General features: G+C 62.1%; 23 protein-coding genes. 14 read left to right on the top strand and 9 right to left on the bottom strand.

Features of this window, described 5'->3' with window-relative positions; all coding sequences use genetic code 11:
• Positions 1–38: 38 nt before the first annotated feature.
• The 4 genes from BLR26_RS16560 (at position 39) to BLR26_RS16545 (ending at position 3,206) form a co-directional block, all read left to right on the top strand.
• Complete coding sequence (locus BLR26_RS16560; protein ID WP_093382695.1) at positions 39–1,430, top strand: GntP family permease; 1,392 nt, start codon at positions 39–41, stop codon at positions 1,428–1,430.
• Positions 1,431–1,440: 10 nt separating this feature from the next.
• Positions 1,441–2,211: a 3-hydroxybutyrate dehydrogenase gene (gene hbdH / locus BLR26_RS16555; protein WP_093382693.1), complete on the top strand. Its 771-nt coding sequence runs from the start codon at positions 1,441–1,443 to the stop codon at positions 2,209–2,211.
• 57 nt (positions 2,212–2,268) lie between these two features.
• A complete protein-coding gene (eco, locus tag BLR26_RS16550; protein ID WP_093382690.1) occupies positions 2,269–2,748 on the top strand; it encodes a serine protease inhibitor ecotin in 480 nt (159 codons plus the stop codon).
• A gap of 182 nt (positions 2,749–2,930) precedes the next feature.
• Positions 2,931–3,206 carry a peptidylprolyl isomerase gene (locus tag BLR26_RS16545; RefSeq protein ID WP_007932676.1) on the top strand — a complete coding sequence of 92 codons (276 nt, stop codon included), beginning with the start codon at positions 2,931–2,933 and terminating at the stop codon, positions 3,204–3,206.
• Here the strand turns inward: BLR26_RS16545 and BLR26_RS16540 are convergent.
• Positions 3,203–3,463: a DUF1652 domain-containing protein gene (locus BLR26_RS16540; RefSeq protein ID WP_045201943.1), complete on the bottom strand. Its 261-nt coding sequence runs from the start codon at positions 3,461–3,463 to the stop codon at positions 3,203–3,205. The genes BLR26_RS16545 and BLR26_RS16540 overlap by 4 nt on opposite strands.
• Positions 3,464–3,739: 276 nt before the next feature.
• On the opposite strand from BLR26_RS16540, the gene BLR26_RS16535 reads away from it, so the two are divergent.
• Both BLR26_RS16535 and BLR26_RS16530 read left to right on the top strand, forming a co-directional pair.
• Positions 3,740–6,082: an autotransporter family protein gene (locus BLR26_RS16535; RefSeq protein WP_093382686.1), complete on the top strand. Its 2,343-nt coding sequence runs from the start codon at positions 3,740–3,742 to the stop codon at positions 6,080–6,082.
• Between the two features lie 79 nt (positions 6,083–6,161).
• Positions 6,162–8,390 carry an autotransporter family protein gene (locus BLR26_RS16530; RefSeq protein WP_256326733.1) on the top strand — a complete coding sequence of 743 codons (2,229 nt, stop codon included), beginning with the start codon at positions 6,162–6,164 and terminating at the stop codon, positions 8,388–8,390.
• Here BLR26_RS16530 and BLR26_RS16525 read toward each other — a convergent pair.
• Positions 8,387–9,013: a LysE family translocator gene (locus tag BLR26_RS16525; protein ID WP_093382680.1), complete on the bottom strand. Its 627-nt coding sequence runs from the start codon at positions 9,011–9,013 to the stop codon at positions 8,387–8,389. The two genes, BLR26_RS16530 and BLR26_RS16525, sit on opposite strands and share 4 nt — an antisense overlap.
• A gap of 305 nt (positions 9,014–9,318) precedes the next feature.
• Between BLR26_RS16525 and BLR26_RS16520 the strand changes: the two genes are divergently transcribed.
• The 3 genes from BLR26_RS16520 to BLR26_RS16510 all read left to right on the top strand — a co-directional run bounded on the left by BLR26_RS16520 (position 9,319) and on the right by BLR26_RS16510 (position 11,673).
• The gene (locus BLR26_RS16520; protein WP_045201935.1) at positions 9,319–10,050 is read left to right on the top strand and encodes a hypothetical protein; all 732 of its coding nucleotides are present in this window, start codon (positions 9,319–9,321) and stop codon (positions 10,048–10,050) included.
• A 107-nt stretch (positions 10,051–10,157) separates the two neighbouring features.
• Complete coding sequence (locus BLR26_RS16515) at positions 10,158–10,967, top strand: AraC family transcriptional regulator (RefSeq protein WP_093382677.1); 810 nt, start codon at positions 10,158–10,160, stop codon at positions 10,965–10,967.
• A 79-nt stretch (positions 10,968–11,046) separates the two neighbouring features.
• A complete protein-coding gene (locus BLR26_RS16510; protein WP_093382674.1) occupies positions 11,047–11,673 on the top strand; it encodes a LysE family translocator in 627 nt (208 codons plus the stop codon).
• On the opposite strand, the gene BLR26_RS16505 is transcribed toward BLR26_RS16510, so the two are convergent.
• Entirely contained in the window at positions 11,651–12,346 is a 696-nt protein-coding gene (locus BLR26_RS16505; protein WP_249744349.1) for a metallophosphoesterase, read from the bottom strand. The genes BLR26_RS16510 and BLR26_RS16505 overlap by 23 nt on opposite strands.
• Positions 12,347–12,431: 85 nt before the next feature.
• Between BLR26_RS16505 and BLR26_RS16500 the strand changes: the two genes are divergently transcribed.
• The 4 genes from BLR26_RS16500 (at position 12,432) to BLR26_RS16485 (ending at position 14,057) form a co-directional block, all read left to right on the top strand.
• A complete protein-coding gene (locus tag BLR26_RS16500; protein WP_093382668.1) occupies positions 12,432–12,953 on the top strand; it encodes a DUF3016 domain-containing protein in 522 nt (173 codons plus the stop codon).
• A 63-nt stretch (positions 12,954–13,016) separates the two neighbouring features.
• Positions 13,017–13,355: a hypothetical protein gene (locus tag BLR26_RS16495; protein ID WP_045201924.1), complete on the top strand. Its 339-nt coding sequence runs from the start codon at positions 13,017–13,019 to the stop codon at positions 13,353–13,355.
• A gap of 15 nt (positions 13,356–13,370) precedes the next feature.
• Complete coding sequence (locus tag BLR26_RS16490; protein ID WP_045201922.1) at positions 13,371–13,697, top strand: DUF2388 domain-containing protein; 327 nt, start codon at positions 13,371–13,373, stop codon at positions 13,695–13,697.
• 78 nt (positions 13,698–13,775) lie between these two features.
• Positions 13,776–14,057: a hypothetical protein gene (locus BLR26_RS16485; protein WP_045201920.1), complete on the top strand. Its 282-nt coding sequence runs from the start codon at positions 13,776–13,778 to the stop codon at positions 14,055–14,057.
• Between the two features lie 10 nt (positions 14,058–14,067).
• On the opposite strand, the gene BLR26_RS16480 is transcribed toward BLR26_RS16485, so the two are convergent.
• The 6 genes from BLR26_RS16480 to BLR26_RS16455 all read right to left on the bottom strand — a co-directional run bounded on the left by BLR26_RS16480 (position 14,068) and on the right by BLR26_RS16455 (position 18,206).
• Positions 14,068–14,595, bottom strand: a complete 528-nt coding sequence (locus BLR26_RS16480) for a DUF2867 domain-containing protein (protein WP_093382665.1) — start codon at positions 14,593–14,595, stop codon at positions 14,068–14,070.
• Between the two features lie 12 nt (positions 14,596–14,607).
• Positions 14,608–15,033 (bottom strand): bleomycin resistance protein, encoded by a 426-nt coding sequence (locus tag BLR26_RS16475; RefSeq protein ID WP_093382662.1) that lies wholly within the window; start codon positions 15,031–15,033, stop codon positions 14,608–14,610.
• 26 nt (positions 15,034–15,059) lie between these two features.
• Complete coding sequence (locus BLR26_RS16470; protein ID WP_093382659.1) at positions 15,060–15,371, bottom strand: hypothetical protein; 312 nt, start codon at positions 15,369–15,371, stop codon at positions 15,060–15,062.
• Between the two features lie 83 nt (positions 15,372–15,454).
• The gene (locus BLR26_RS16465) at positions 15,455–16,447 is read right to left on the bottom strand and encodes a fimbrial protein (protein ID WP_093382656.1); all 993 of its coding nucleotides are present in this window, start codon (positions 16,445–16,447) and stop codon (positions 15,455–15,457) included.
• A 20-nt stretch (positions 16,448–16,467) separates the two neighbouring features.
• Positions 16,468–17,199, bottom strand: coding sequence for a fimbrial biogenesis chaperone (locus BLR26_RS16460; RefSeq protein ID WP_093382653.1), 732 nt, complete (start codon positions 17,197–17,199; stop codon positions 16,468–16,470).
• Positions 17,200–17,291: 92 nt separating this feature from the next.
• The gene (locus BLR26_RS16455) at positions 17,292–18,206 is read right to left on the bottom strand and encodes a LysR family transcriptional regulator (protein ID WP_093382650.1); all 915 of its coding nucleotides are present in this window, start codon (positions 18,204–18,206) and stop codon (positions 17,292–17,294) included.
• Positions 18,207–18,329: 123 nt separating this feature from the next.
• Between BLR26_RS16455 and lysA the strand changes: the two genes are divergently transcribed.
• The gene (gene lysA, locus BLR26_RS16450) at positions 18,330–19,562 is read left to right on the top strand and encodes a diaminopimelate decarboxylase (protein WP_093387537.1); all 1,233 of its coding nucleotides are present in this window, start codon (positions 18,330–18,332) and stop codon (positions 19,560–19,562) included.
• Positions 19,563–19,575 lie beyond the last annotated feature (13 nt).

Below are 19,575 nucleotides of genomic sequence, written 5' to 3'. Positions count from 1 at the left end.
TGACCAACAAAAACAAGATGCACCCAAGGAGACACTCGATGAGTGTGATCATCGCCCTGGCAGCCCTGGCGCTGCTGATGCTGGCTGCCTACCGTGGTTATAGCGTTATCCTCTTCGCCCCCATCGCCGCCCTCGGCGCGGTGCTGTTGACCGACCCTTCGGCAGTCGCCCCGGCCTTTACCGGGGTGTTCATGGAAAAAATGGTCGGTTTTATCAAGCTGTACTTTCCGGTGTTCTTGCTCGGTGCGGTGTTCGGCAAGCTGATCGAGCTGTCGGGTTTTTCGCGCTCGATCGTCGCCGCCGCCATCCGCCTGCTTGGCACCCGCCAGGCCATGCTGGTGATCGTGCTGGTCTGCGCCCTGCTCACCTACGGCGGCGTGTCGCTGTTTGTGGTGGTGTTTGCGGTGTACCCGTTTGCCGCCGAGATGTTCCGCCAGAGCAACATCCCCAAGCGCCTGATCCCGGCAACCATTGCCCTGGGCGCGTTTTCGTTCACCATGGATGCGCTGCCCGGCACCCCGCAGATCCAGAACATCATCCCCAGTACCTTCTTCAACACCACCGCCTGGGCCGCGCCCTGGCTGGGCCTGATCGGTACGCTGTTCGTGTTCTGCACCGGCATGCTCTACCTGCAGCGCCAGCGCAACAAGGCCCAGCGCGCCGGTGAAGGCTACGGCAGCGAGCTGCGCAACGAGCCGGAAACCGCCGCCGACCTCAAGCTGCCCAACCCGCTGCTGGCACTGTCGCCACTGCTGCTGGTAGGGGTGATGAACCTGCTGTTCACCCACTGGATTCCGGCCTGGTACGGCAAGACCCACACCTTGAGCCTGGCGGGCATGAGCGCGCCGGTGCAAACCGACATCGCCAAACTCACGGCGATCTGGGCGGTGGAAGCGGCCTTGCTGCTGGGCATCCTGCTGGTGCTGATGGCAGGCTTTGGCGCGATCAAGAGCCGCCTGGCCGAGGGCAGCAAAAGCGCGGTCAGCGGCGCCTTGCTGGCGGCGATGAACACCGCGTCCGAATATGGCTTTGGTGCGGTGATTGCCTCGCTGCCGGGCTTTCTGGTGCTGGCCGACGCGCTCAAGGCGATCCCCAATCCGCTGGTCAATGAAGCGATTACCGTGACCTTGCTGGCCGGTATCACCGGCTCCGCGTCCGGTGGTATGAGCATCGCCCTGGCAGCGATGTCCGACAGCTTCATCGCCGCCGCCAATGCGGCCAACATCCCCCTTGAAGTGCTTCACCGGGTCGCGGCCATGGCCAGCGGCGGCATGGACACCCTGCCGCACAACGGCGCGGTAATTACCCTGCTGGCGGTCACCGGCCTGACCCACCGCGAGGCCTACAAGGATATTTTCGGCATTACCCTGATCAAGACCCTGGCAGTGTTCGTGGTGATTGCTACGTTCTATGCCACCGGTATCGTCTAAGGAGCACCTCATGAGTCTCAATGGCAAGACAGCAGTCGTCACCGGCTCCACCAGCGGCATCGGCCTGGGCATTGCCCAGGTACTGGCCAAGGCCGGGGCCAATCTGATCCTCAATGGCTTTGGCGATGCCCGCGCGGCGATTGCCGAGGTCGCCCGCCACGGCACCCGGGTCGGCCATCACCCGGCCGACCTTAGCGATGTGGCGCAGATCGAAGACCTGTTCGCCTACGCGGAACGCGAGTTCGGCGGCGTCGATATCCTCGTCAACAATGCCGGCATCCAGCATGTGGCAGCGGTCGAAGACTTCCCGGTGGAACGCTGGGATTCGATCATCGCCGTCAACCTCTCGGCAGTGTTCCATGGCACCCGCCTGGTGCTGCCGGGCATGCGTGCGCGCAACTGGGGACGGATCGTCAACATCGCCTCGGTGCACGGCCAGGTCGGCTCCACCGGCAAGGCCGCTTATGTCGCCGCCAAGCACGGGGTGGTCGGCCTGACCAAGGTGGTCGGGCTGGAAACCGCCACCAGCAACATCACCTGCAACGCCATTTGCCCCGGCTGGGTACTGACGCCGCTGGTGCAGAAACAGATCGATGATCGCACCGCCAGCGGAGTCGATCCGCAGCAGGCCCAGCACGACTTGCTGGCCGAGAAGCAGCCGTCGTTGGCCTTTGTCACTCCCGAACACCTGGGTGAGCTGGTATTGTTCCTCTGTAGCGAGGCTGGCAGTCAGGTTCGTGGCGCTGCCTGGAACATCGATGGCGGCTGGCTGGCCCAATGACGGGCAGCCTTGCACCCTGGCTGCGGCATCGTGTTTTTTTATCTGCAAGGAGGCCTTATGCGCCCACGCTCCCTCACCGCGTTGTTCACCCTGACCCTGGCGGCCGCTACTTCGGTACAAGCTGCCAGCCTCAAGGATGTAGCGCCCTACCCCGAGGCCGAAAAAGGCTTTAGCCGCCAGGTGATCCACCTGCCAAAACAGGCTGACGAGTCGGCCTACAAGCTCGAAGTGCTGGCTGGCAAACAGCTGGAAGTCGACTGCAACCGCCAGCACCTGGGCGGCAACCTCGAAGAACAAACCCTGCAAGGCTGGGGCTACAACTACTACCGCCTGGAAAAAGTCTCGGGCCCGGCCTCGACCCTGATGGCCTGCCCGGACGGCAAGAAGAAACAGGCGTTCGTGCCGGTGGTTGGCGACGGTTTCCTGCTGCGCTACAACAGCAAGCTGCCGGTGGTGGTGTATGTGCCGGAAGGTGTTGAAGTGCGCTACCGCGTGTGGTCGGCTTCGAACAAAGTGAAAAAAGCTACAGTGGAATAAAGCGCTGCTGCTTGAATAACAGCCCTGTGGGAGCGGCGGTGCGGTGCAAACAGGTACTGTATGCCTTTCGCCGGCACCGACGCCCTGGCCACCCCCGAAGCCCTCGAGCAATTTCGCGACCGCCAAGGGCTGCGCGATCAGGCATAATGCGCGGTTTTTACCCGTTGCGAAGGTAGGTTCAGATGAAAGCACAGGCCCGGCACATTCTGGTCAAGACCGCTGAAGAGGCCGAACAGCTCAAGCAACGAATCGCCAAGGGCGAGGCGTTCGATGTGCTGGCCAAGAAGTACTCCACCTGCCCGTCCGGCAAGCGCGGTGGCGACCTGGGCGAAGTGCGCCCGGGGCAGATGGTCGGCGCCATCGACCAGGTGATTTTCAAAAAGCCACTGCGCACCGTGCACGGCCCGATCAAGAGCAAGTTCGGCTATCACCTGGTGCAGGTGTTCTACCGCGATTAAAGGCTGTCGCGACGCCGTTGCAAGCGTTGACTGCGCTGGTCTTCAAGGTCATTGCGCAGGCCGACGATCAGGTTGGAAATCGCCCGGCTGCTGGTCAGTTGCTCGGCACTGATGCCGGTCACCAGCAAGTCGACCCGCTCACAGCTGCGGTCGAACACCCGCACGGTCAGCGAGCGGTCGGCAGCCAGGGTGCATTGGCAGCGGGTGGGTAAAAAACTGCTTTCTATAATGTTGCGCAACTCCAGGGTCGAGAGCATCGGTACATCTCCTTGGCAGGTGGCGGACAGCGGTTCCGTGTTGCCCGGTCCAGCCCCAAGACTAGGCCATATTTCCCAGGCGAATCAGACCCTTTCACTATAAGCACCTGGCGCTTTTACCGACCGGCGGACGGTAGCGGCCATTCGCCACCTAGCATTTTTGTCAGTTGCCGATATTGCGGATTGCTCTATACCTGCAAAGCAAGACCCGTCCGGTACTAACAAGGTGGCTGGACAGCCAGTGGGCCAATGCCTGGAAGATATGGAGCCTGCCTGATGCGAATTTCGCTTATCGCGGTACTCAGCGCCCTACCTTTTGCTGCCCTGGCCCAGAACCTGGTGGTCGGGCCCGGCGATACCCTCGGTGTGGTCGTGCAGACACCCTTGGTCGATGACTTCCTGATGACCGGCGGCACCCTGCAATCCCTTGCCCAGGGCGATGGCCGCGATACCTTCAACATGTCACTGGGGCAGATCATCGGTGCCTTCGAAGACGGCGACATCGCATTCTTCTCTGGCGGCAGCATCGGCCGGGTCGACATGAAGCTGGACAACAACATTTTCAGCATGTCCGGCGGCACCATCGTCGGCAACCTGGTTACCGGCTTTGGCAATGACCAGATCTTCCTCAACGCCGGGTTCATCGGCGGCAACATCAGCACCAGTGGCGGCACCGATGTCTTCGTGATTACCGGCGGCACGCTGCAAGGCAACCTGCTGGCGAGCTTTGGCAATGACTGGCTCAAATGGCAAGGCGGCATCATTCGCGGCAGCGTCGACATGGGCGGTGACGATGATGTAGCCGCGCTCGAAGGCCTGGGCAGCACGCTGCTGAACATCACCGTCAACGGTGGGGCCGGCATCGACAGCCTGACCTTCAACAACAGCCAGCCGGTGGGGGGCGACCGTTATATCAATTGGGAGTCGGTCAGCCTTATCAACGCCAGCCTGTTCAAACTGGATAACACCCTGACCCTGGGCGATGCCAGTGCCGTTGCCGCGCCCACCCGCCTTGACATCGACGCCAGCAGTTCGCTGGTCTCGCGTACCGGGGTGATCAGCCCCTTCACCGCTGGCCAGCCGCTGACGGTTAACAACAGCGGGCTAATCGACCTGAGCAGCGGCGGCGATGCCCAAGGGCGGTTGACCATCAACGGCAACTACACCGGCAACGGCGGCACCCTCAAGCTCAACAGCGTACTGGCCGGCGATGGTGCGCCGTCTGATCGGCTGGTGGTCAGCAGGGGGACGATCTCCGGTAGCACCAACTTGCAAATCACCAACTTCGGCGGCGCCGGTGCGGTGACCAGCCAGAATGGCATCCAGGTAGTTGAAGCCATCAACGGAGCGACCAGCAGCAACACCGCCTTCGTCCAGACCCAGGTGTTGTCGGCCGGGGCGTTTGACTATCGCCTGTTCAAAGGCGGGGTGACTGCTGATAGCGTGAACAGCTGGTACCTGCGTTCCACCGTCGTGGTGCCCACCCCGTTGCCGGAGCCCGGTAACCCGGACCCTGGTACGCCGGTTGATCCTGGAACACCGGTTGATCCTGGTACTCCAGTCGAACCCGGCACACCGGTTGTGGTGGTGCCGCCGCCAATCCCTGGCCCTGCTCCCGGCCAGCCTGACTTGCCACCACCGCCGGCGCCTGGCGAAAGCATTCCGCTGTACCGTCCGGAGGTGGCCACCTACGCCGCCGCGCCTCGAGCTGCGGCGTTGATTGCCCGCGCGGCGCTGGGCACCTTTCATCAACGCCAGGGTGACCAGAGCCTGCTGAACCAGGATGGCGCGTTATCGGCCAGCTGGGGCCAGGCCTATGGCGACAGTTTCCACCAGCGCTGGTCGGGCACTGTCAGCCCAAGCCTGGATGGTAGCCTGTACGGCTTCAAGGTTGGCCAGGACCTGTATGCCTGGCTCAACGATGATGGCATGCGCCAGCACGTCGGCATGTATGTCGGTCACAGTCGCCTGAGCGGCGATGTAAAGGGCTTCGCCCTAGGCTTTGAAGACAACAAGGTTGGCGATCTGACACTCGACAGCGACAGCGTTGGCGCCTACTGGACCCTGATCGGCGCGCAGCAATGGTATGTCGATGCCGTGGTGCAGTACTCCGACCTCGACGGCCGGGCCAAATCCGATCGCGGCGACAAGCTCGACCTCAACGGTCACGCCTGGACAGCGTCATTGGAGGCCGGCTACCCATTTGCCCTGTGGTCGTACTGGACCCTGGAGCCGCAGGCACAACTCATCGCCCAGAAAGTCTCGTTGGACAGCGCCAACGACAGTGTCAGCTACGTTAGCTTCGACACCCAGACCGAGGTGAGTGCGCGCCTGGGCATGCGTCTGGAAGGCAAGTTCAAATCCGCCGGAGTGCACTTGCAGCCTTATGTAACCACGGATTTCTGGAGTGGCAACGGAGGCCGCGACACGCAGACGTACGATCATGTCGACAAGGTCAAGACCGATTACAACTACACTTCCCTGAATGTCGGCACCGGCCTGGTTGCGCAACTGAACAAGAACCTCAGCGTGCATGCGGGTATCGACTACACCGCCAACCTGGACAGTCGTCAGCAGAAGCACGTCGGCGCCAACCTGGGGTTGCGTCTGAGTTACTGAAAGCGCTTTGTTGCCAGTCACCAAGGGAGCGGGTCTGATGCGAGTGCCACTGTTCTTGACCTTGGGAGTCCTTCCCTGGATGACGTTTGCCCTGGATGCCGAGGCCGAAGATCGCGTCGTGGTCGACGGCGACGTTTTCGGCGACATCGTGCAGACCCCGCAGGCCGATACCCTGACCATGAGCGGCGGTACGGTACAGTCGCTGGATCAGGGCGACGGGCGGGACCTTTTGATCATGACCGGCGGCCACATCGTCGGCACTTTTGCCAACGGTAATAGCGTTGCCCTGCGGGGCGGGCGTATCGGCCGCATAGAGTTGCAGCCCGGCAACGGTGATGTAGCGCTCACCAGCGGGTCCATCGACGGCGATCTGATCACCGGTGATGGCCATGATTTTTTGGTGTTTCGCGGCACTGTGCTCGGCGGCAACCTGATCACCGGCAAGGGTATCGACCTGATTTCCTTCGAAGGTGGCGAGATTCACGGCAACGTTTCCACCGGCCCCGAGAACGATCACTTCAACTGGAAAGGCGGCCAACTGTACGGCAGCGTCGACATGGGCGACACCACCGACCAGGTGCTGATGGTCAACCTGCGGGCCGAGCAGTTGTTCGTGCCCTTCAATGGCGGCGCTGCACGCGATGAGTTGCATTTCCAGAACAGCTTTCCCACAAACGGAGCGTTGTACACCAACTGGGAGAGCATCAGCCTTGGCTTCGTCAGCCACTACACACTCAACGACACCTTGGTTCTCGGCGACGGCGGAGGCCCGATCGATGTTGCCACCGGCACGGGCGATCTATTCATCGGCAGAGAAAGCACGCTGTTCTCAAGCACCGGTGTGATCCGGCCCTTTGCTGCCGGCCTGAACGCGCGCCTGGGCAACACCGGCCTGGTTGACCTGCGCAACAGCGGCGATGGCCAGGGGCGCCTGACCGTCATCGGCAATTATTTCGGCAACGAAGGCAGGCTGGCGGTGAACACCGTACTAGGCACTGACGACTCGCCTTCCGACCGCCTGGTTATCAGCCAAGGGGCGATTTCTGGCGATACCGCCCTGCTGGTTACCAATCTTCATGGCCCGGGCGGGCTGACCCGCCAGGACGGCATCCTGGTGGTCGAGGCCGCCAATGGTGCAACCAGTACCGATACCGCCTTTACCCAGACCCAGCGCCTGTCGGCCGGGGCTTTCGACTATCGCCTGTTCAAAGGAGGGATAACGCCCGGCAGCGAGAACAATTGGTACCTGAGTTCGGCGCTGGTCGCGCCTGCTGACGGCCGCCCGCCGCCCTTGGCCGCACCGGCCCCGGGACTCGCCGAACTGCCCCGGGCGATCCCCGGCCAAGTCATCCCGCTGTACCGATCGCAGGCCTCACTGTATGCCGCTGCGCCTCGCGCCGCGGCGTTGATCGGACAATTCAACCTCGGTACTTTCCATCAACGCCAGGGCGACCAGCGCCTGCTCACTGAACAGGGCGCCTTGGCCGCCAGTTGGGCGCAAGCCCATGGCTACAGCTTTCATCAAAGCTGGTCCGGCTCGGTGAACCCCAGCCTGGATGGCAATCTTTATGGCTACAAGGCAGGCCAGGACCTGTTTGCCTCGCCCAGCGCCGCAGACTACCGCCAGCACATTGGTGTTTATGTCGGCCACAGCCGTTTGAACGGTGATGTCAAAGGCTATGCGCAGGGATTTGCGGATCGCCCGGTCGGTGACCTCAGGCTCGATGGCGACAGCGCCGGGGTGTACTGGACGCTGATCGGACCGCAACACGGTTACCTCGATATGGTCGTGCAGTACACCGACCTGGACGGCCGCGCGCGCTCGGAGGACGGCGAAAAAATCGACCTCGACGGCCATGCCTGGGGTAGCTCGCTGGAGGTGGGCCGGCCGTTTGCCTTGTCCAACCAATGGAGCCTGGAGCCCCAGGCACAAGTGCTGGTGCAGAAGGTCAGCCTGGACAAGGTGCAAGATGGTGTATCGACGGTCAGCTTCGATACCCGGACCGAAGTGAGCAGCCGCCTGGGGCTGCGTCTTGAGGGTAACCTGCGAGCAGGCACGACGCCCCTGCAGGCTTACCTGCAAACCAACATCTGGCACGCCGATGGCGGGCACGACTCGCTGGTCTTCGCCGGTGTCGACCAGGTCCGGACCGATTATCGCTCAACGTCCCTTGAAGTCGGCACCGGACTGGTGGCGCAGTTGCATAAGCAGTTCAGTGTGCATCTGGGCATCGACCACGCCAGCAACCTCGACAGCCGCCAGCAGGAGCGCGTCGGTGCCAACCTGGGAATACGCATCAGCTACTAGGCACGCCGCGCTGCCAGCAAGCCGATGCCGGCGCAACCCAGTAGCGTGGCACTGACCCGGTTGAACAGCCGGCGTGGCCCAGGCTGGCTGAACCAGCGCTGCAGGTAGGCACCCAGCCAGGCGTAGATGGCGATGGCCAGCCACTCCAGCAGCAGGAACAGCCCGCCCAGCCAGGCGAACTGCTCGGCCACCGGCACCGGGCTGGCGACGCTGACAAACTGCGGCAGGAAGGCGGTGAAAATCAGGATCGCCTTCGGGTTGCCCGCCGCCACCCAGAACTCCTGGCGCGCCAGGCGCAAGGCACCGCGGCGTTGGCCGTCAGCCGCCAGCGCCTCGCCCACTGGCGCGCGCCACAGCTGCCAGGCGATGTAGAACAGGTAGGCTGCGCCCAGCACCTTGACCAGCAAAAACAGGTACTCGCTGGTGTGCAGCACCACTGCCAGGCCCATGGCTGCCAGCACGATCATCCCGGCAAAGGCCAGCAACCGGCCGATGCCTGCCACACAGGCAATGCGCAGGCCGTAACGGCTGGCGTTGTTCAGTGACAGCAGGTTGTTCGGGCCAGGGGCCATGTTCAGGGCAAAACAGGCCGGGATGAACAGCGCGAGGGTGGACAGGTCCATGGGGGCTCTCCGGTGACAGGAGCGACAAGATTCCCGCGCACACAGTTGCCGGGTCAAGGTACAGCTGAGGGAAAAAACTGTGTGCCTGGCAATGCACCCTGCCCCTTTGGCAACAAGCACTTGGCTTGAGGCTAAAGCGATTCGCTTGAACCCGCGCCACCAATGATAGCAAAACAATATCAGTACTCACCTTCGGCTTGGCTATACCTCCCTCTGGCACATGAGTGCCCGGGTGCACGGAGGCTGCACACAGGAACGCAGCGCACCGTCACCTGCCCTGTCAACGCTAGGAAAAGGACATTTCCATGGAAAGCATCGGTGTACTCGCCACCCAGACCAACTGGAACGGTGGCCAACGTCTTACCCTCAATGCCGGCGATACCGCCACCTGCACCACCCTGAGCCCGGGGCAGTTGTACGGGATCTTCATCTACAACTCGGCGCAGAACCAGACCAGCGCCACGGTCAATGTGAACTGGAGCAACAGCCAGCCGCCTTGCCCGATCACCGTGCCTGGCACCACCGCCAACGCCGGCCTTGCCTCAATAGGGTTTGTCTCGGGTACGGATACCCAGACAGTCTCGGTGTCGATTGCCCCCAACAGCGGCCTGGCCCAGGTGGATATCTGGCTCGGTAGCGTCAGCATGCCGATCAACACCGCCGGCTTGAACAACCAGGCGTTGCAGGCCAATGGCGAGCTCTACCCGTTCAGCAAGTACAGCCGCTACTACGCAGTGCCACCGTCAAAATGGATGAGCCTGACGATTGCCAGCAAGATCACTCAGTTCGTCTCCTGCCAGTTCCGCGAGGAAAAGGCCGTCGTCTACGTGATCAATGAAACCTCCAACGGCTTGTTGTCGGGCCAGATCACCTCCATCGGGCCAACCGCCAAGACCGCTGGCGTCGTGACCATCCTGCCAACCAGCTTGCAGAGCATCACCAATACCCTGCAGGGCGATGGCAGCCAATGGGTGTGGATGGATGCCGATAGTGCGCAAGACTCGCAATCGGCCAGCATCGCCTTGCAGTCCATGTAATTTCGCCTGAGCTTGCGCAAACGCCCCTCCCGGCAACGTGAGGGGCGTTTGTTTTAGCCGGTGGATTGCGGATAAGCTGCAGGCTTCGCCCCTTTGAGGCTTACGTGATGCTGCGGGCAACCGGCAAAAACCCTACCCTGTTCTGGCGTGACCCGGCCCTGCCCTTTGTCGAGAGCCGCCGCGCCTGCGACAGCCGTGCCTGCTACAAGGCGCACAGCCATCCAACGTTCTCGATTGGCGCGGTCGATCAGGGCTGCAGTGTGTTCACCGGCGCAAGCAAAGGGCAAACGCGCCTGTTGCCCGGCACCCTGGTGTTCGTCCCGGCGCACTGCGTGCATGCCTGCAACCCTGAACCCGGGCTGAGCTGGAGCTACCAGATGCTCCACCTGGACGCCGGCTGGCTGCAAGCCTTGCGCCTGGAGTCGGCCCTGGCCCCGCAGGTTCAAGCAAGGCCTGCGAAGATCACCCGCAATCCTTCTACCTATGAGCGATTTACCCGGCTCAACGACTTGCTGTTCTCCGAGGCCTGCGCCGGTGTGAAAGAGGCCGCGCTGATCGAGTTCATCGGTGATCATGATGATCAGGCGCCAGCCACCACAGCTCAGGCGCTTGACCGCAGCCTCGAACCCTTGCTCGAGCGCCTTGCCCAGGAAGACGCCAGCAACCTGTCGCTGGGCGAACTGGCGAGCAGCGCCGGCATGGGCCGTTACCAACTGATCCGGGCGTTTCGCGCCGCCACCGGCCTCACTCCCCATGCCTGGCAGTTGAACCTGCGCATCAACCGTGCCCGCCAGTGGCTGCGCAAGGGCCAGGACATGGCCGACATTGCCTACCGCCTGGGTTTTGCCGACCAGAGCCACTTCCAGCGGGTGTTCAAGGCCCATACCGGGGTGACGCCCGGCCTGTACCGCAGCTGAGCGCGCAATTTTCTTCAATACAGGCGCTGCAGCCGCTACGGACAATCAGCAACCCTCTTGCTGAAGAAGTCCGAAACCGATGGAGCAGTTTTTACTCATTGCCGCCGCGCACTTTCTTGCCTTGCTGTCACCCGGCCCGGATTTTTTCCTGGTCGCACGCACCTCCATGAGCGCCGGCTGGCTGAAGGCAACCGGCGCCTGCCTGGGCATTGCCCTGGCCAATGGCGCGTTCATCGTCGCGGCCTTTGCCGGAGTGTCGGCGCTGCGCCCGGACAGCACGCTGTTTGTCCTCATCCAGTTGGCCGGTTGCGCCTATTTGCTGTACCTGGGCGTGCTGTTCCTGCGCCATGCCGGTGCCAGCGCCCTGACTCCGGTGGGCGATGCCCCTGTACTGCTAAAGAACCCGTGGTTCCAGGGCCTGGTGATGGGCTTTGTGTCGGGGATTCTCAACCCGAAGAACGCGCTGTTCTATGTCAGCCTGGCCAGCATGGTCGCGGCCAGCCAGGCCAGTGCTGGCTGGAAATGGCTGTATGGCCTGTGGATGTTCAGCGCAGTGCTGCTGTGGGATGTGCTGGTGGCCGCGGCCATTGGCAACCTGCGGGTACGCCGGCGCTTTGCCCGGCTGCTGCCCTGGCTTGAGCGGGTGTCGGGGGTGGTGCTGATGTTGCTGGCGCTGGGGGTAATCATTCACCTGGCCTGGCGTTGAGCACGGTGAGGCTGGCGAGATCGAGCAGGCTGAACTGGCCGCTGGCCCAGCCGCCGGTGTCGATATGCCAGATATTACCCAGCACCCGCACCTCACGCTGCGGGGTGTGCCCGACCACCAGCGCCCGCAGCCCCTCAACGGGCGTCTCATCGCCAGCAGCCAGGCGCTTGCGCGACCATTGGCAAACTTCCTGGACCTCGCTCGGTGGCGTGCTCACCAGCAGCTCGCGTAATTGCGACCAGTGGCGGAACGGGCAATCGGCATGCAGCAGGGCGATCAGCCCGTCTGCGGTTTCCACCTCAAGGGCCAGCGGCAGGCGCCGAAAGCGCTCGGCAAAGCGCGCCTGTTCATCGCTGTCCAGGGCCAGGAACCAGCCGCCACCGGCGGCGCGGTACTGGCTGTAGTCGAGGGTGCCGCCATCAACGTGGGTGATCGCCAAGGCTTCATGGTTGCCCTGCACCGCGTGGAACCACGGCTTGGCCAGCCACTCCAGGGCCTGCGGGCACTCAGGGCCGCGGTCGACCAGGTCGCCAACGCTGAACAGGCGGTCTACCGTCGGATCGAAGCCAATAACTGCCAGCCGCTCCTGCAGGCGTGAAAAATGCCCATGGATATCGCCCACGGCAACGTCCCGCCCGCGCCTGTTGGCTGTAAACCGCTCGATCCTGCGCACTGCCGACTCCTCTGTTTTCAATCCGTACAGGCGTACAATGAAGCCTGTGCAGCACACTGCGCAAGGCTGCACCTGGAGGTGAATCATGCGCCCTGCCCTGACCCTGGCCACCTTGAGCCTTTTGGCCTGCAACAGCCTGGCGCAACCGGCGGCCACGCCCAACGTCGAAGTCACCTTCGACAAACCCGAACACTTTCGCGACGCCAGCCTCGACAGCAACGGATTCCCACGCGGTGCCGATGCCTATGTGATGAAGGAACTGAGCGCCTACCTGGTCAAGCTCGGCCAGCGTTACCTGGCGCCCGGCCAGAGCCTGCGCATCGACATCCGCGATATCGACCTGGCGGGCCAGTATGAACCCTGGCGGGCCAATGCCTATTCAGTGCGGATCATGCGTGACGTCACCTGGCCCAGTATCGACCTGCACTATGCCCTGTCGCAACCCGGCCAGGTTGTCAGCCAGGCCGATGCCCATGTGAGCGACAAGTTCTACCTGCAGCGCCCGGGCCGGCGCGCCGACAGCGACCGCCTGTATGCCGAAAAGGCCATGCTCCAGGAGTGGTTTCGCAAGCAGTTCAGCGTGCAGCACCAGACTTCGGGCTTTTAGCCATCAGCTGTTATGCTGGCGGTTTTCCAGCCGTCAGAGGACGGCCCGCAAGCAAGGACGCTTATGCGCAAACACTCTCGCCCGTGGGATAGCAACGACCTGGGAGTACTGGCCCTGGCCGTCGCCGCGCTGACCGGCGCCTTATGGCTGACCCTGTCGTACTGGATAGACCAGGAACGCGGCTGGGTCCGCATGCCCCGGGGTGGTCGCACGGGCTCCGGCTACATCACCTACTACGCCGACCTGCAGCCAGAAGAATTCCACCGGGCCCTGTTGTTCAACCTGTGGTTTGCCGGCGCCTTGCTGATCGCCGGCCTGCTGCTGGGCTGGGCGGTGACGAAAATGCGCCGCTATCCGTCATACAACCGTCACACAGTTTCACGCAACACCCCTCTCAAGTAACGGAGCGGCATTAACATGGACGTGGGCAAGATTGCAGCACTGCTGGTGGTGCTGGGGCTGGCAACGCCGGCCTGGGCCGGTGAACCGATCGAGAACCCGATCGAACGCAGCACCATGGTGGTGGCAATTGGCGTCAGCGTCGTCGTGGCCAGCCCGTTTATCACCACCACCGGTGCGCCGGCGCTGTTCAAGTCGGCCAAGGATGACGCCACCGCGTTCGTCGGCTCCGACGGCGCCATACGTGGCGTCGCCTTCGAACGGGCGGTGCAGGAATACCGGGCCGGCAGCGGCCCACGGCCGATGAGCGACATGCAACTGGCCCTGGCCATCGTCACCCTCTAGCGGCGCCGAACCTGACCCTGCCCAAGCGGTCCAACCCTTAGAGCCTGTTGTTGAGCAACAGTGCCGAGGAGGATCCCCATGGTCACTCACTTCAAGACCGCCGGCCACCTGGCCTGCGGACACCACGGTAAAAACCTGGTCGCCACCAGCGAACTCAATCGGGTCAAATGCCGTAGCTGCCGCAACACCGATGCGTTCAAGACCGCACGCAAAGACCAGCGCAATGCCGCCCGACGCGCACGCAGGGCCAGCACCCAGCACGCCGCCAGCGACTGGCGCAGTGCCTGGGTCGAGCGCCTGAGCGCCCTGCCCGGTCGCCAGCGCTTGCCCCGCGGCTTTGCCGATCAGGGTTTTGTCTGAGCGCAAGCGCTTAGCTGGCGTTGACCAGGCGCCTGAGGGCAATGGGTGCGATAAAGCGGTGAAACGGCGCGACCGGCAACATGTACAAGCGGCCGAGACGATTGTGCGTGTGCACCACGGTGGACACCACGATCTCGCGGCGCTTGTCGGCGCCCAGGGGCAGGCGCAGCAACGAGATGTAAACGTCCAGGTGCTTGTCGCGATCGACCAGCAGCACTTCATCCGGGCTATTGCTGACCAGGGTGAAGATACCGATGCGCTCATCGACCCGGTAAGACCCTTCTTCGCGATCAAGGTCGATCCTCGACAAGCGCCCCAGGTCTTTCAGGCCACACAGGCGAACCAGGCGATTGCGCAGCACCATCAGGTTGTCGATCCAGCCCGGCATGCTGCTCATCAACCGCAAGAAATGGCCCAGCGCCGTGCGCTCGGCGTTTGCCACCTGCGCCCGCTGCGCATCGACGAAATCGGCGCCGGCCAGTTGCAGGTGGATGCGTGCATTACCCGGAACCGCACAGGCTTTGATGGGCTTGTTCATCGGCGTGTTTCCTTATGGGCAGGGGCGAAAGCCGAGGTCCTGGAAGAAGCGCAGCAAATAGCCATCCGGGTCCTGAATAAGGAAATTGCGCTGGCCGGCCTCACGCTCATCACTGCGGTACCAATGATCTTCCACCGCCCGCCGCAGCGGGTAACCGCCGGCCTCGAATGCGCCGGCCAGTACCGTGGCATCTTCACAGCGGATCTGCAGGTTCAGGCCTCGGCCAAAAGGCGCCTCAAGCGGGCCGACGCGCCAGGGCGATTCGCTGTGCCAGTCCTGCTCGAGCATGATCTGGCTGTTGCCCAGCGACAGGAAGGCGAACTTGTCCTCGGGGCGTTGGTACTCCAGCGCAAAGCCGCCAACCTCGCAGTAAAACCCAAGGCTGCGCTGCAGGTCGCTGACAATCAGTTCCGGCACCAGTGCGTTCATCTTGAACATCGGCATATCCATAAAGGGAAGAAAAGCTAACCACGGTGCTCGCTGCTGAGCACACGGGCATCCTGGTCGATATAAAAGCGCCAGCGGTTGCGGCATTCAACGAAGGTCACGATGGTTGCCGGTGGCTGGCTCATGGTCTCGGTGAGGGCCAGAAACGTGACCTGGTCACAGGCCGGCTGGCGGGCGATAGCGTATAGCGCCTGGCGCTGGGCGCGGCTGATGCGTTGCACGCCCTCTTCACCCCAGCGTGCGTAGGTATTGGTGTGCAATTGCGGGCTATACACCGGTAGCAACGACGCGTCGATGACCGGCGCCTGCTGCGTGCTGCAGCCGGTCATTAGTGCAAGTGCACTCCAGCTAAGATAGCGAAACACCGCTGCGCCTCCCTGGCAAAGCGCCGAGTCTACAACAGCGCTGCGGCCTACTTGTAGAAAATATCCAGGGTCGCGCCGGCATTGAACTCACCAAAAGTCGGCGTTGCGGTCATCCATTTAAGGCGTGCCAGGAAGTTATGGGTGTTGGTGGTCGAAGTGGTCTTGGGGGTGAGCAAGAACTCTTTCTTGAAAAACAACGCGCGTTGATCGTCTTCGTTGATCAGGCTGATGCCCACCGATTTGTTGTCGGTCGGGACCAGCGTGTCCTGGGCCGTGTTCAACGTCGCGGTCAACGGCTCCAGATATCCGCCCAGGCCATAGGCGGCATTGCAGGTGCGCTGTTCGGTGATGGTGAACGGCACCTCCTTGATCGTTGCTCCGACCTTGGCCCCTGAGGTACGGATCGCACCGAAATTGATGACACTCGGCTGAATGTTGATCGACGACTCGCAAGGCAGGTAGCGAAATTTGTTCAAGCCGTTGACGGTGACGTTGTAGCTCTCGCCGGGCCGCACACCGCCAACCCCGTCGAACTGGAACGCCCGGTAGTTGGCAAGTGAAGTGATCGGTCCTTCCTTGTTATCGCCTGCTGGCGACTTCTTGACGAAGAACAACGAGTAGGTCATGGCTTTGCTTTCTTTTTGCCAGCCGCACGTATCGCCTTTTGGACAGCCGGCCACAGTCCAACCGATGTCCAGCTTTCCACCGGTTAAGGATGAATACAAATAGTCTTTGCCTTGGTAAGTGACGCCGATTTCTATGTCCTTGCCAAGATCGACCCTGTTCGGGTTCATGTAAAAGTAAATATTTTCACTAGGGCTGCCCGCAAAGTCCACCCAACACTCAACCCTGATGGATTGCGTGGGTTGTCGCCAGAGAATGGTGCCGGCAGGCAACGAGTTGGGAATGGCGGTGGTATCGGTAATGGTGGTCGTATCATTGATTAGCGCCGAAGCGCTCTTCTGGCATTTCAACGCATAGCTGTCAGGAATGCTCAGAAAAAACAAAACACCAATAAAAAGTAACTGTCTGCTCAACATGGCAACGCCTTCCGGAATAATCACAACTGCAGCTCGCTGCGACGCGCATGGGCCAGCCCGGCGTCGCTGATATAGGCGTAGGCCACCTGGTCGACGGGCCGGTCGCAGTCGCTTACGGGCAATGAATAGGTCGAAAACGGCGCAATCATCAGATGATCAATGACCTTGCCGCAGGCGGCGCCTGAATGGTCAAGCAAACCGACTTCGGTCAGGGTCAGGTAATAGGGCGAATCGTTGCGCGCTTCATAGCTGCCGGCTGCGCTTGCAGACCAGCGCAGCTGCTCCACAGCCTCCTTGACCGAGCCAGGCAATCGCGGCCGGTAGAACAGCTTGAGGTTGTGCTGCAGGGCAATCGCCATGGCGTTGCTGTCGGCAGTCTTTTTCGGAATCTGCAGCACTTTCAGCATCAGCAACGACTCGCGGTCATCAGGCAGGCCTTGCCCTTGATAGAGAATGTCGGTCGATGCCTTGCTGTTGGCGGGTATCAGCAACAAGGGTTTCGACACCGCCATGGGCAACTCGCGGCTGTCCTGCTTGTCGCCCCAGCCGAGCTTGACCTGCACCAGCGCCGGCTCATTGCCCTGATTGACGATAATCAGCGGCAACTGCTTCTGCGTGCCCTCGAAAACGAACCGGGTAAAGCCGTCGAAGGTAATGTCGGCCCGTGCGCAGGCGCAGGCCAAGGCCAGGAGGAAACCAATTGAGGCGATAAACCTGCGGGGTACTGGCGAGACGCTGCGTTCGAATTTCATCCGCCGATGATGGCGTGGCCCAGGCCCGGCCTGTATCAGACGATTCTGAAAGGCTGATACTCACGGCAGAGTGGCAGCGCCCTGGCGTCGTGTCAGAAGCCCCTTGCCAATACTGCAGCCATGTCCTGCGCCTGCAGCCTCAGTACCTCGCAAAATCGCTCCACCACGGTTGAGGCCGGCCGATAATCCGGGCGTATCAACATCACCTTATACGGCACAGAAACACTCAGGCGGCGAATCGGCAGCCCACTTTGCGCCGCCTCCAGCCCACTCAACGGGTTGATGATCGCCACCCCCAGGCCTTGCCTGACCATGGCGCACACCGATGCTGCACTGGTGGTCTCGATGATCGTGCGCCGATTGACTGCAATCGCTCTGAAATGCTGGTCCAACTGCTGCCGGTAGGTATCCAGACTTGCCAGGTTGATAAAGTCCACCTCATGAAAATCGCTCAGCGCAAGTTCGGACTTCGCCAGTAACGGATGCTGGTCGGGCAATACGCAGACCATGCTGGCACTGAAAATCAACTCCCCGTAGGCACCTCGCGGAATCTGCTCGACTTCGGTCAGGCCGAGATCGTGTTGCTGGGCGACCAGCGACTCTTCCAGTAACGGCGATTCTTGCGCCGTGATGCTCACGCTGACGCCGCGGTGCTGCTGGTGGAATCGCTGGCAGGCCTTGGGCAACAAGGTCTGGGAGAACAGCGGCAGGCAGGTGATGGCCAATCGGCCCTGTTCGAAGTTGCGTATGGCCTGAACAAAGCGATCGATACGCTCAAGCCCGACATAGGCACGCTCGACCTCCTCTATCAGCAGCAGCGCCTGGGCCGTCGCCACCAGGCGCCCACCTTCACGCTCGAACAGGCGCAAACCGCTAAGGTGCTCCAGGCGCGCCAGTTCCCGGCTGACGGTCGGCTGCGAGGTGAACAGCAGGCGAGCCGCACCGGTAACGCTGCCCGCGTTCATGATGGCGCGAAATACTTCGATATGGCGAACGGTCAGCTTCACGACAACACTCAACGGGAGGTGATTGACATATCAGATATGAATAGCCTTGAGAAAACTAGCTATTTTTCTGGATCACCTGAATGACTCATCCTCGGGGCTACCTTGCCTATGAGTAACGCCATCATGACCGCTCCCTTAACATTACTGGCCGACGCCGTGCGCCGCCACGGTTCGCCGCTGTGGATCTACGATGCCAACACCATCGGTGAGCGGATCGAGCAACTGCAAGGCTTCGACACGGTCCGCTACGCGCAGAAAGCCAATCCGAACCTGCATATTCTGCGCCTGATGCGCGAGCGCGGCCTGGTGCTCGACGCCGTATCGCTGGGTGAAATGGAACGGGCCTTCGCGGCGGGTGCGTCGGTGGCGGGAGATCCTGCCGGGGTGGTACTGACCTGCGACGTGCTGGATCAGCCCACCCTGGCGCGGGTCATCGAAACGAAGATCGAAGTGAATGCCGGCTCGATCGACATGCTTCGCCAGCTGGGCCAGCACTCCCCCGGGCACCGCGTGTGGATCCGGATCAACCCGGGGTTCGGCCACGGTCACAGTCGCAAGACCAACACTGGCGGTGAGCACAGCAAGCACGGCATCTGGCACGCGCAATTGCTCGAAGCGCTCGACTGCGTGAGGTCCCATGGCCTGCACCTGGTAGGCGTGCACATGCATATCGGCTCGGGCGTGGACTACCAGCACCTGCAGCGGGTTGCCCGCTCGATGGTCGATCTGGTTGGCCGGCTGGATATGGACATCGAAGCCTTTTCGATCGGTGGAGGGCTGTCCACGCCCTACCAACGCGGCGACAAGCCGGTCGACCTTGAATGCTACGCCCGCACCTGGGCAGCGGCCCGGCTGGAGATCGAGGCAATACTCGGTCATGGGGTGCGCATGGAAATCGAGCCAGGGCGGTTTCTGGTGGCGCAAGCAGGCTGCCTGGTGACCGAAGTCCGTGCAGTGAAACAGGTGGGCCGTAATCTCTTCATCCTGGTCGATGCCGGCTTCAACGACTTGATGCGCCCGGCGCTGTACGGCGCCTATCACCGCATGACCCTGCTCGACGCCCAGGGGATGCCGGTAGATCGCCCGCTGCAGCCCAGCCTGGTGGCCGGGCCGCTGTGCGAGTCAGGTGATGTGTTTACCCAGGACGAACTGGCGCTGGCCCCTCAGCACCTGCCACAGGCTCAAGTCGGTGATCTTCTGGTGATCCACGACACAGGCGCCTACGGTGCATCCATGTCTTCGAATTACAACAGCCGGCCGTTGCTACCTGAGTTGCTGATCGAAGACGGTGCCTTGCGGATGATCAGGCGCCGACAGACCATACAGGAGCTCATGGCACTGGAAATGGAGGTGTAGGTTTCCCCTTCGC

Source organism: Pseudomonas sp. UC 17F4 (assembly GCF_900101695.1).
GTDB lineage: Bacteria > Pseudomonadota > Gammaproteobacteria > Pseudomonadales > Pseudomonadaceae > Aquipseudomonas.
Note: the sequence above shows the minus strand (reverse complement) of the source record. Positions and strands in the feature narration are given on the sequence as shown.

Coding starts and splice junctions, on each gene's coding strand:
- BLR26_RS16520 (WP_045201935.1), top strand. CDS start 9,319: ATGGAAAGCATCGGTGTACTCGCCACCCAGACCAACTGGAACGGTGGC.
- BLR26_RS16495 (WP_045201924.1), top strand. CDS start 13,017: ATGCGCAAACACTCTCGCCCGTGGGATAGCAACGACCTGGGAGTACTG.
- BLR26_RS16535 (WP_093382686.1), top strand. CDS start 3,740: ATGCGAATTTCGCTTATCGCGGTACTCAGCGCCCTACCTTTTGCTGCC.
- BLR26_RS16530 (WP_256326733.1), top strand. CDS start 6,162: ATGACGTTTGCCCTGGATGCCGAGGCCGAAGATCGCGTCGTGGTCGAC.
- BLR26_RS16515 (WP_093382677.1), top strand. CDS start 10,158: ATGCTGCGGGCAACCGGCAAAAACCCTACCCTGTTCTGGCGTGACCCG.
- BLR26_RS16545 (WP_007932676.1), top strand. CDS start 2,931: ATGAAAGCACAGGCCCGGCACATTCTGGTCAAGACCGCTGAAGAGGCC.
- BLR26_RS16560 (WP_093382695.1), top strand. CDS start 39: ATGAGTGTGATCATCGCCCTGGCAGCCCTGGCGCTGCTGATGCTGGCT.
- BLR26_RS16540 (WP_045201943.1), bottom strand. CDS start 3,463: ATGCTCTCGACCCTGGAGTTGCGCAACATTATAGAAAGCAGTTTTTTA.
- BLR26_RS16510 (WP_093382674.1), top strand. CDS start 11,047: ATGGAGCAGTTTTTACTCATTGCCGCCGCGCACTTTCTTGCCTTGCTG.
- BLR26_RS16480 (WP_093382665.1), bottom strand. CDS start 14,595: ATGAACAAGCCCATCAAAGCCTGTGCGGTTCCGGGTAATGCACGCATC.
- BLR26_RS16490 (WP_045201922.1), top strand. CDS start 13,371: ATGGACGTGGGCAAGATTGCAGCACTGCTGGTGGTGCTGGGGCTGGCA.
- BLR26_RS16460 (WP_093382653.1), bottom strand. CDS start 17,199: ATGAAATTCGAACGCAGCGTCTCGCCAGTACCCCGCAGGTTTATCGCC.
- BLR26_RS16485 (WP_045201920.1), top strand. CDS start 13,776: ATGGTCACTCACTTCAAGACCGCCGGCCACCTGGCCTGCGGACACCAC.
- eco (WP_093382690.1), top strand. CDS start 2,269: ATGCGCCCACGCTCCCTCACCGCGTTGTTCACCCTGACCCTGGCGGCC.
- BLR26_RS16470 (WP_093382659.1), bottom strand. CDS start 15,371: ATGACCGGCTGCAGCACGCAGCAGGCGCCGGTCATCGACGCGTCGTTG.
- BLR26_RS16500 (WP_093382668.1), top strand. CDS start 12,432: ATGCGCCCTGCCCTGACCCTGGCCACCTTGAGCCTTTTGGCCTGCAAC.
- BLR26_RS16525 (WP_093382680.1), bottom strand. CDS start 9,013: ATGGACCTGTCCACCCTCGCGCTGTTCATCCCGGCCTGTTTTGCCCTG.
- BLR26_RS16465 (WP_093382656.1), bottom strand. CDS start 16,447: ATGTTGAGCAGACAGTTACTTTTTATTGGTGTTTTGTTTTTTCTGAGC.
- lysA (WP_093387537.1), top strand. CDS start 18,330: ATGACCGCTCCCTTAACATTACTGGCCGACGCCGTGCGCCGCCACGGT.
- BLR26_RS16475 (WP_093382662.1), bottom strand. CDS start 15,033: ATGTTCAAGATGAACGCACTGGTGCCGGAACTGATTGTCAGCGACCTG.
- hbdH (WP_093382693.1), top strand. CDS start 1,441: ATGAGTCTCAATGGCAAGACAGCAGTCGTCACCGGCTCCACCAGCGGC.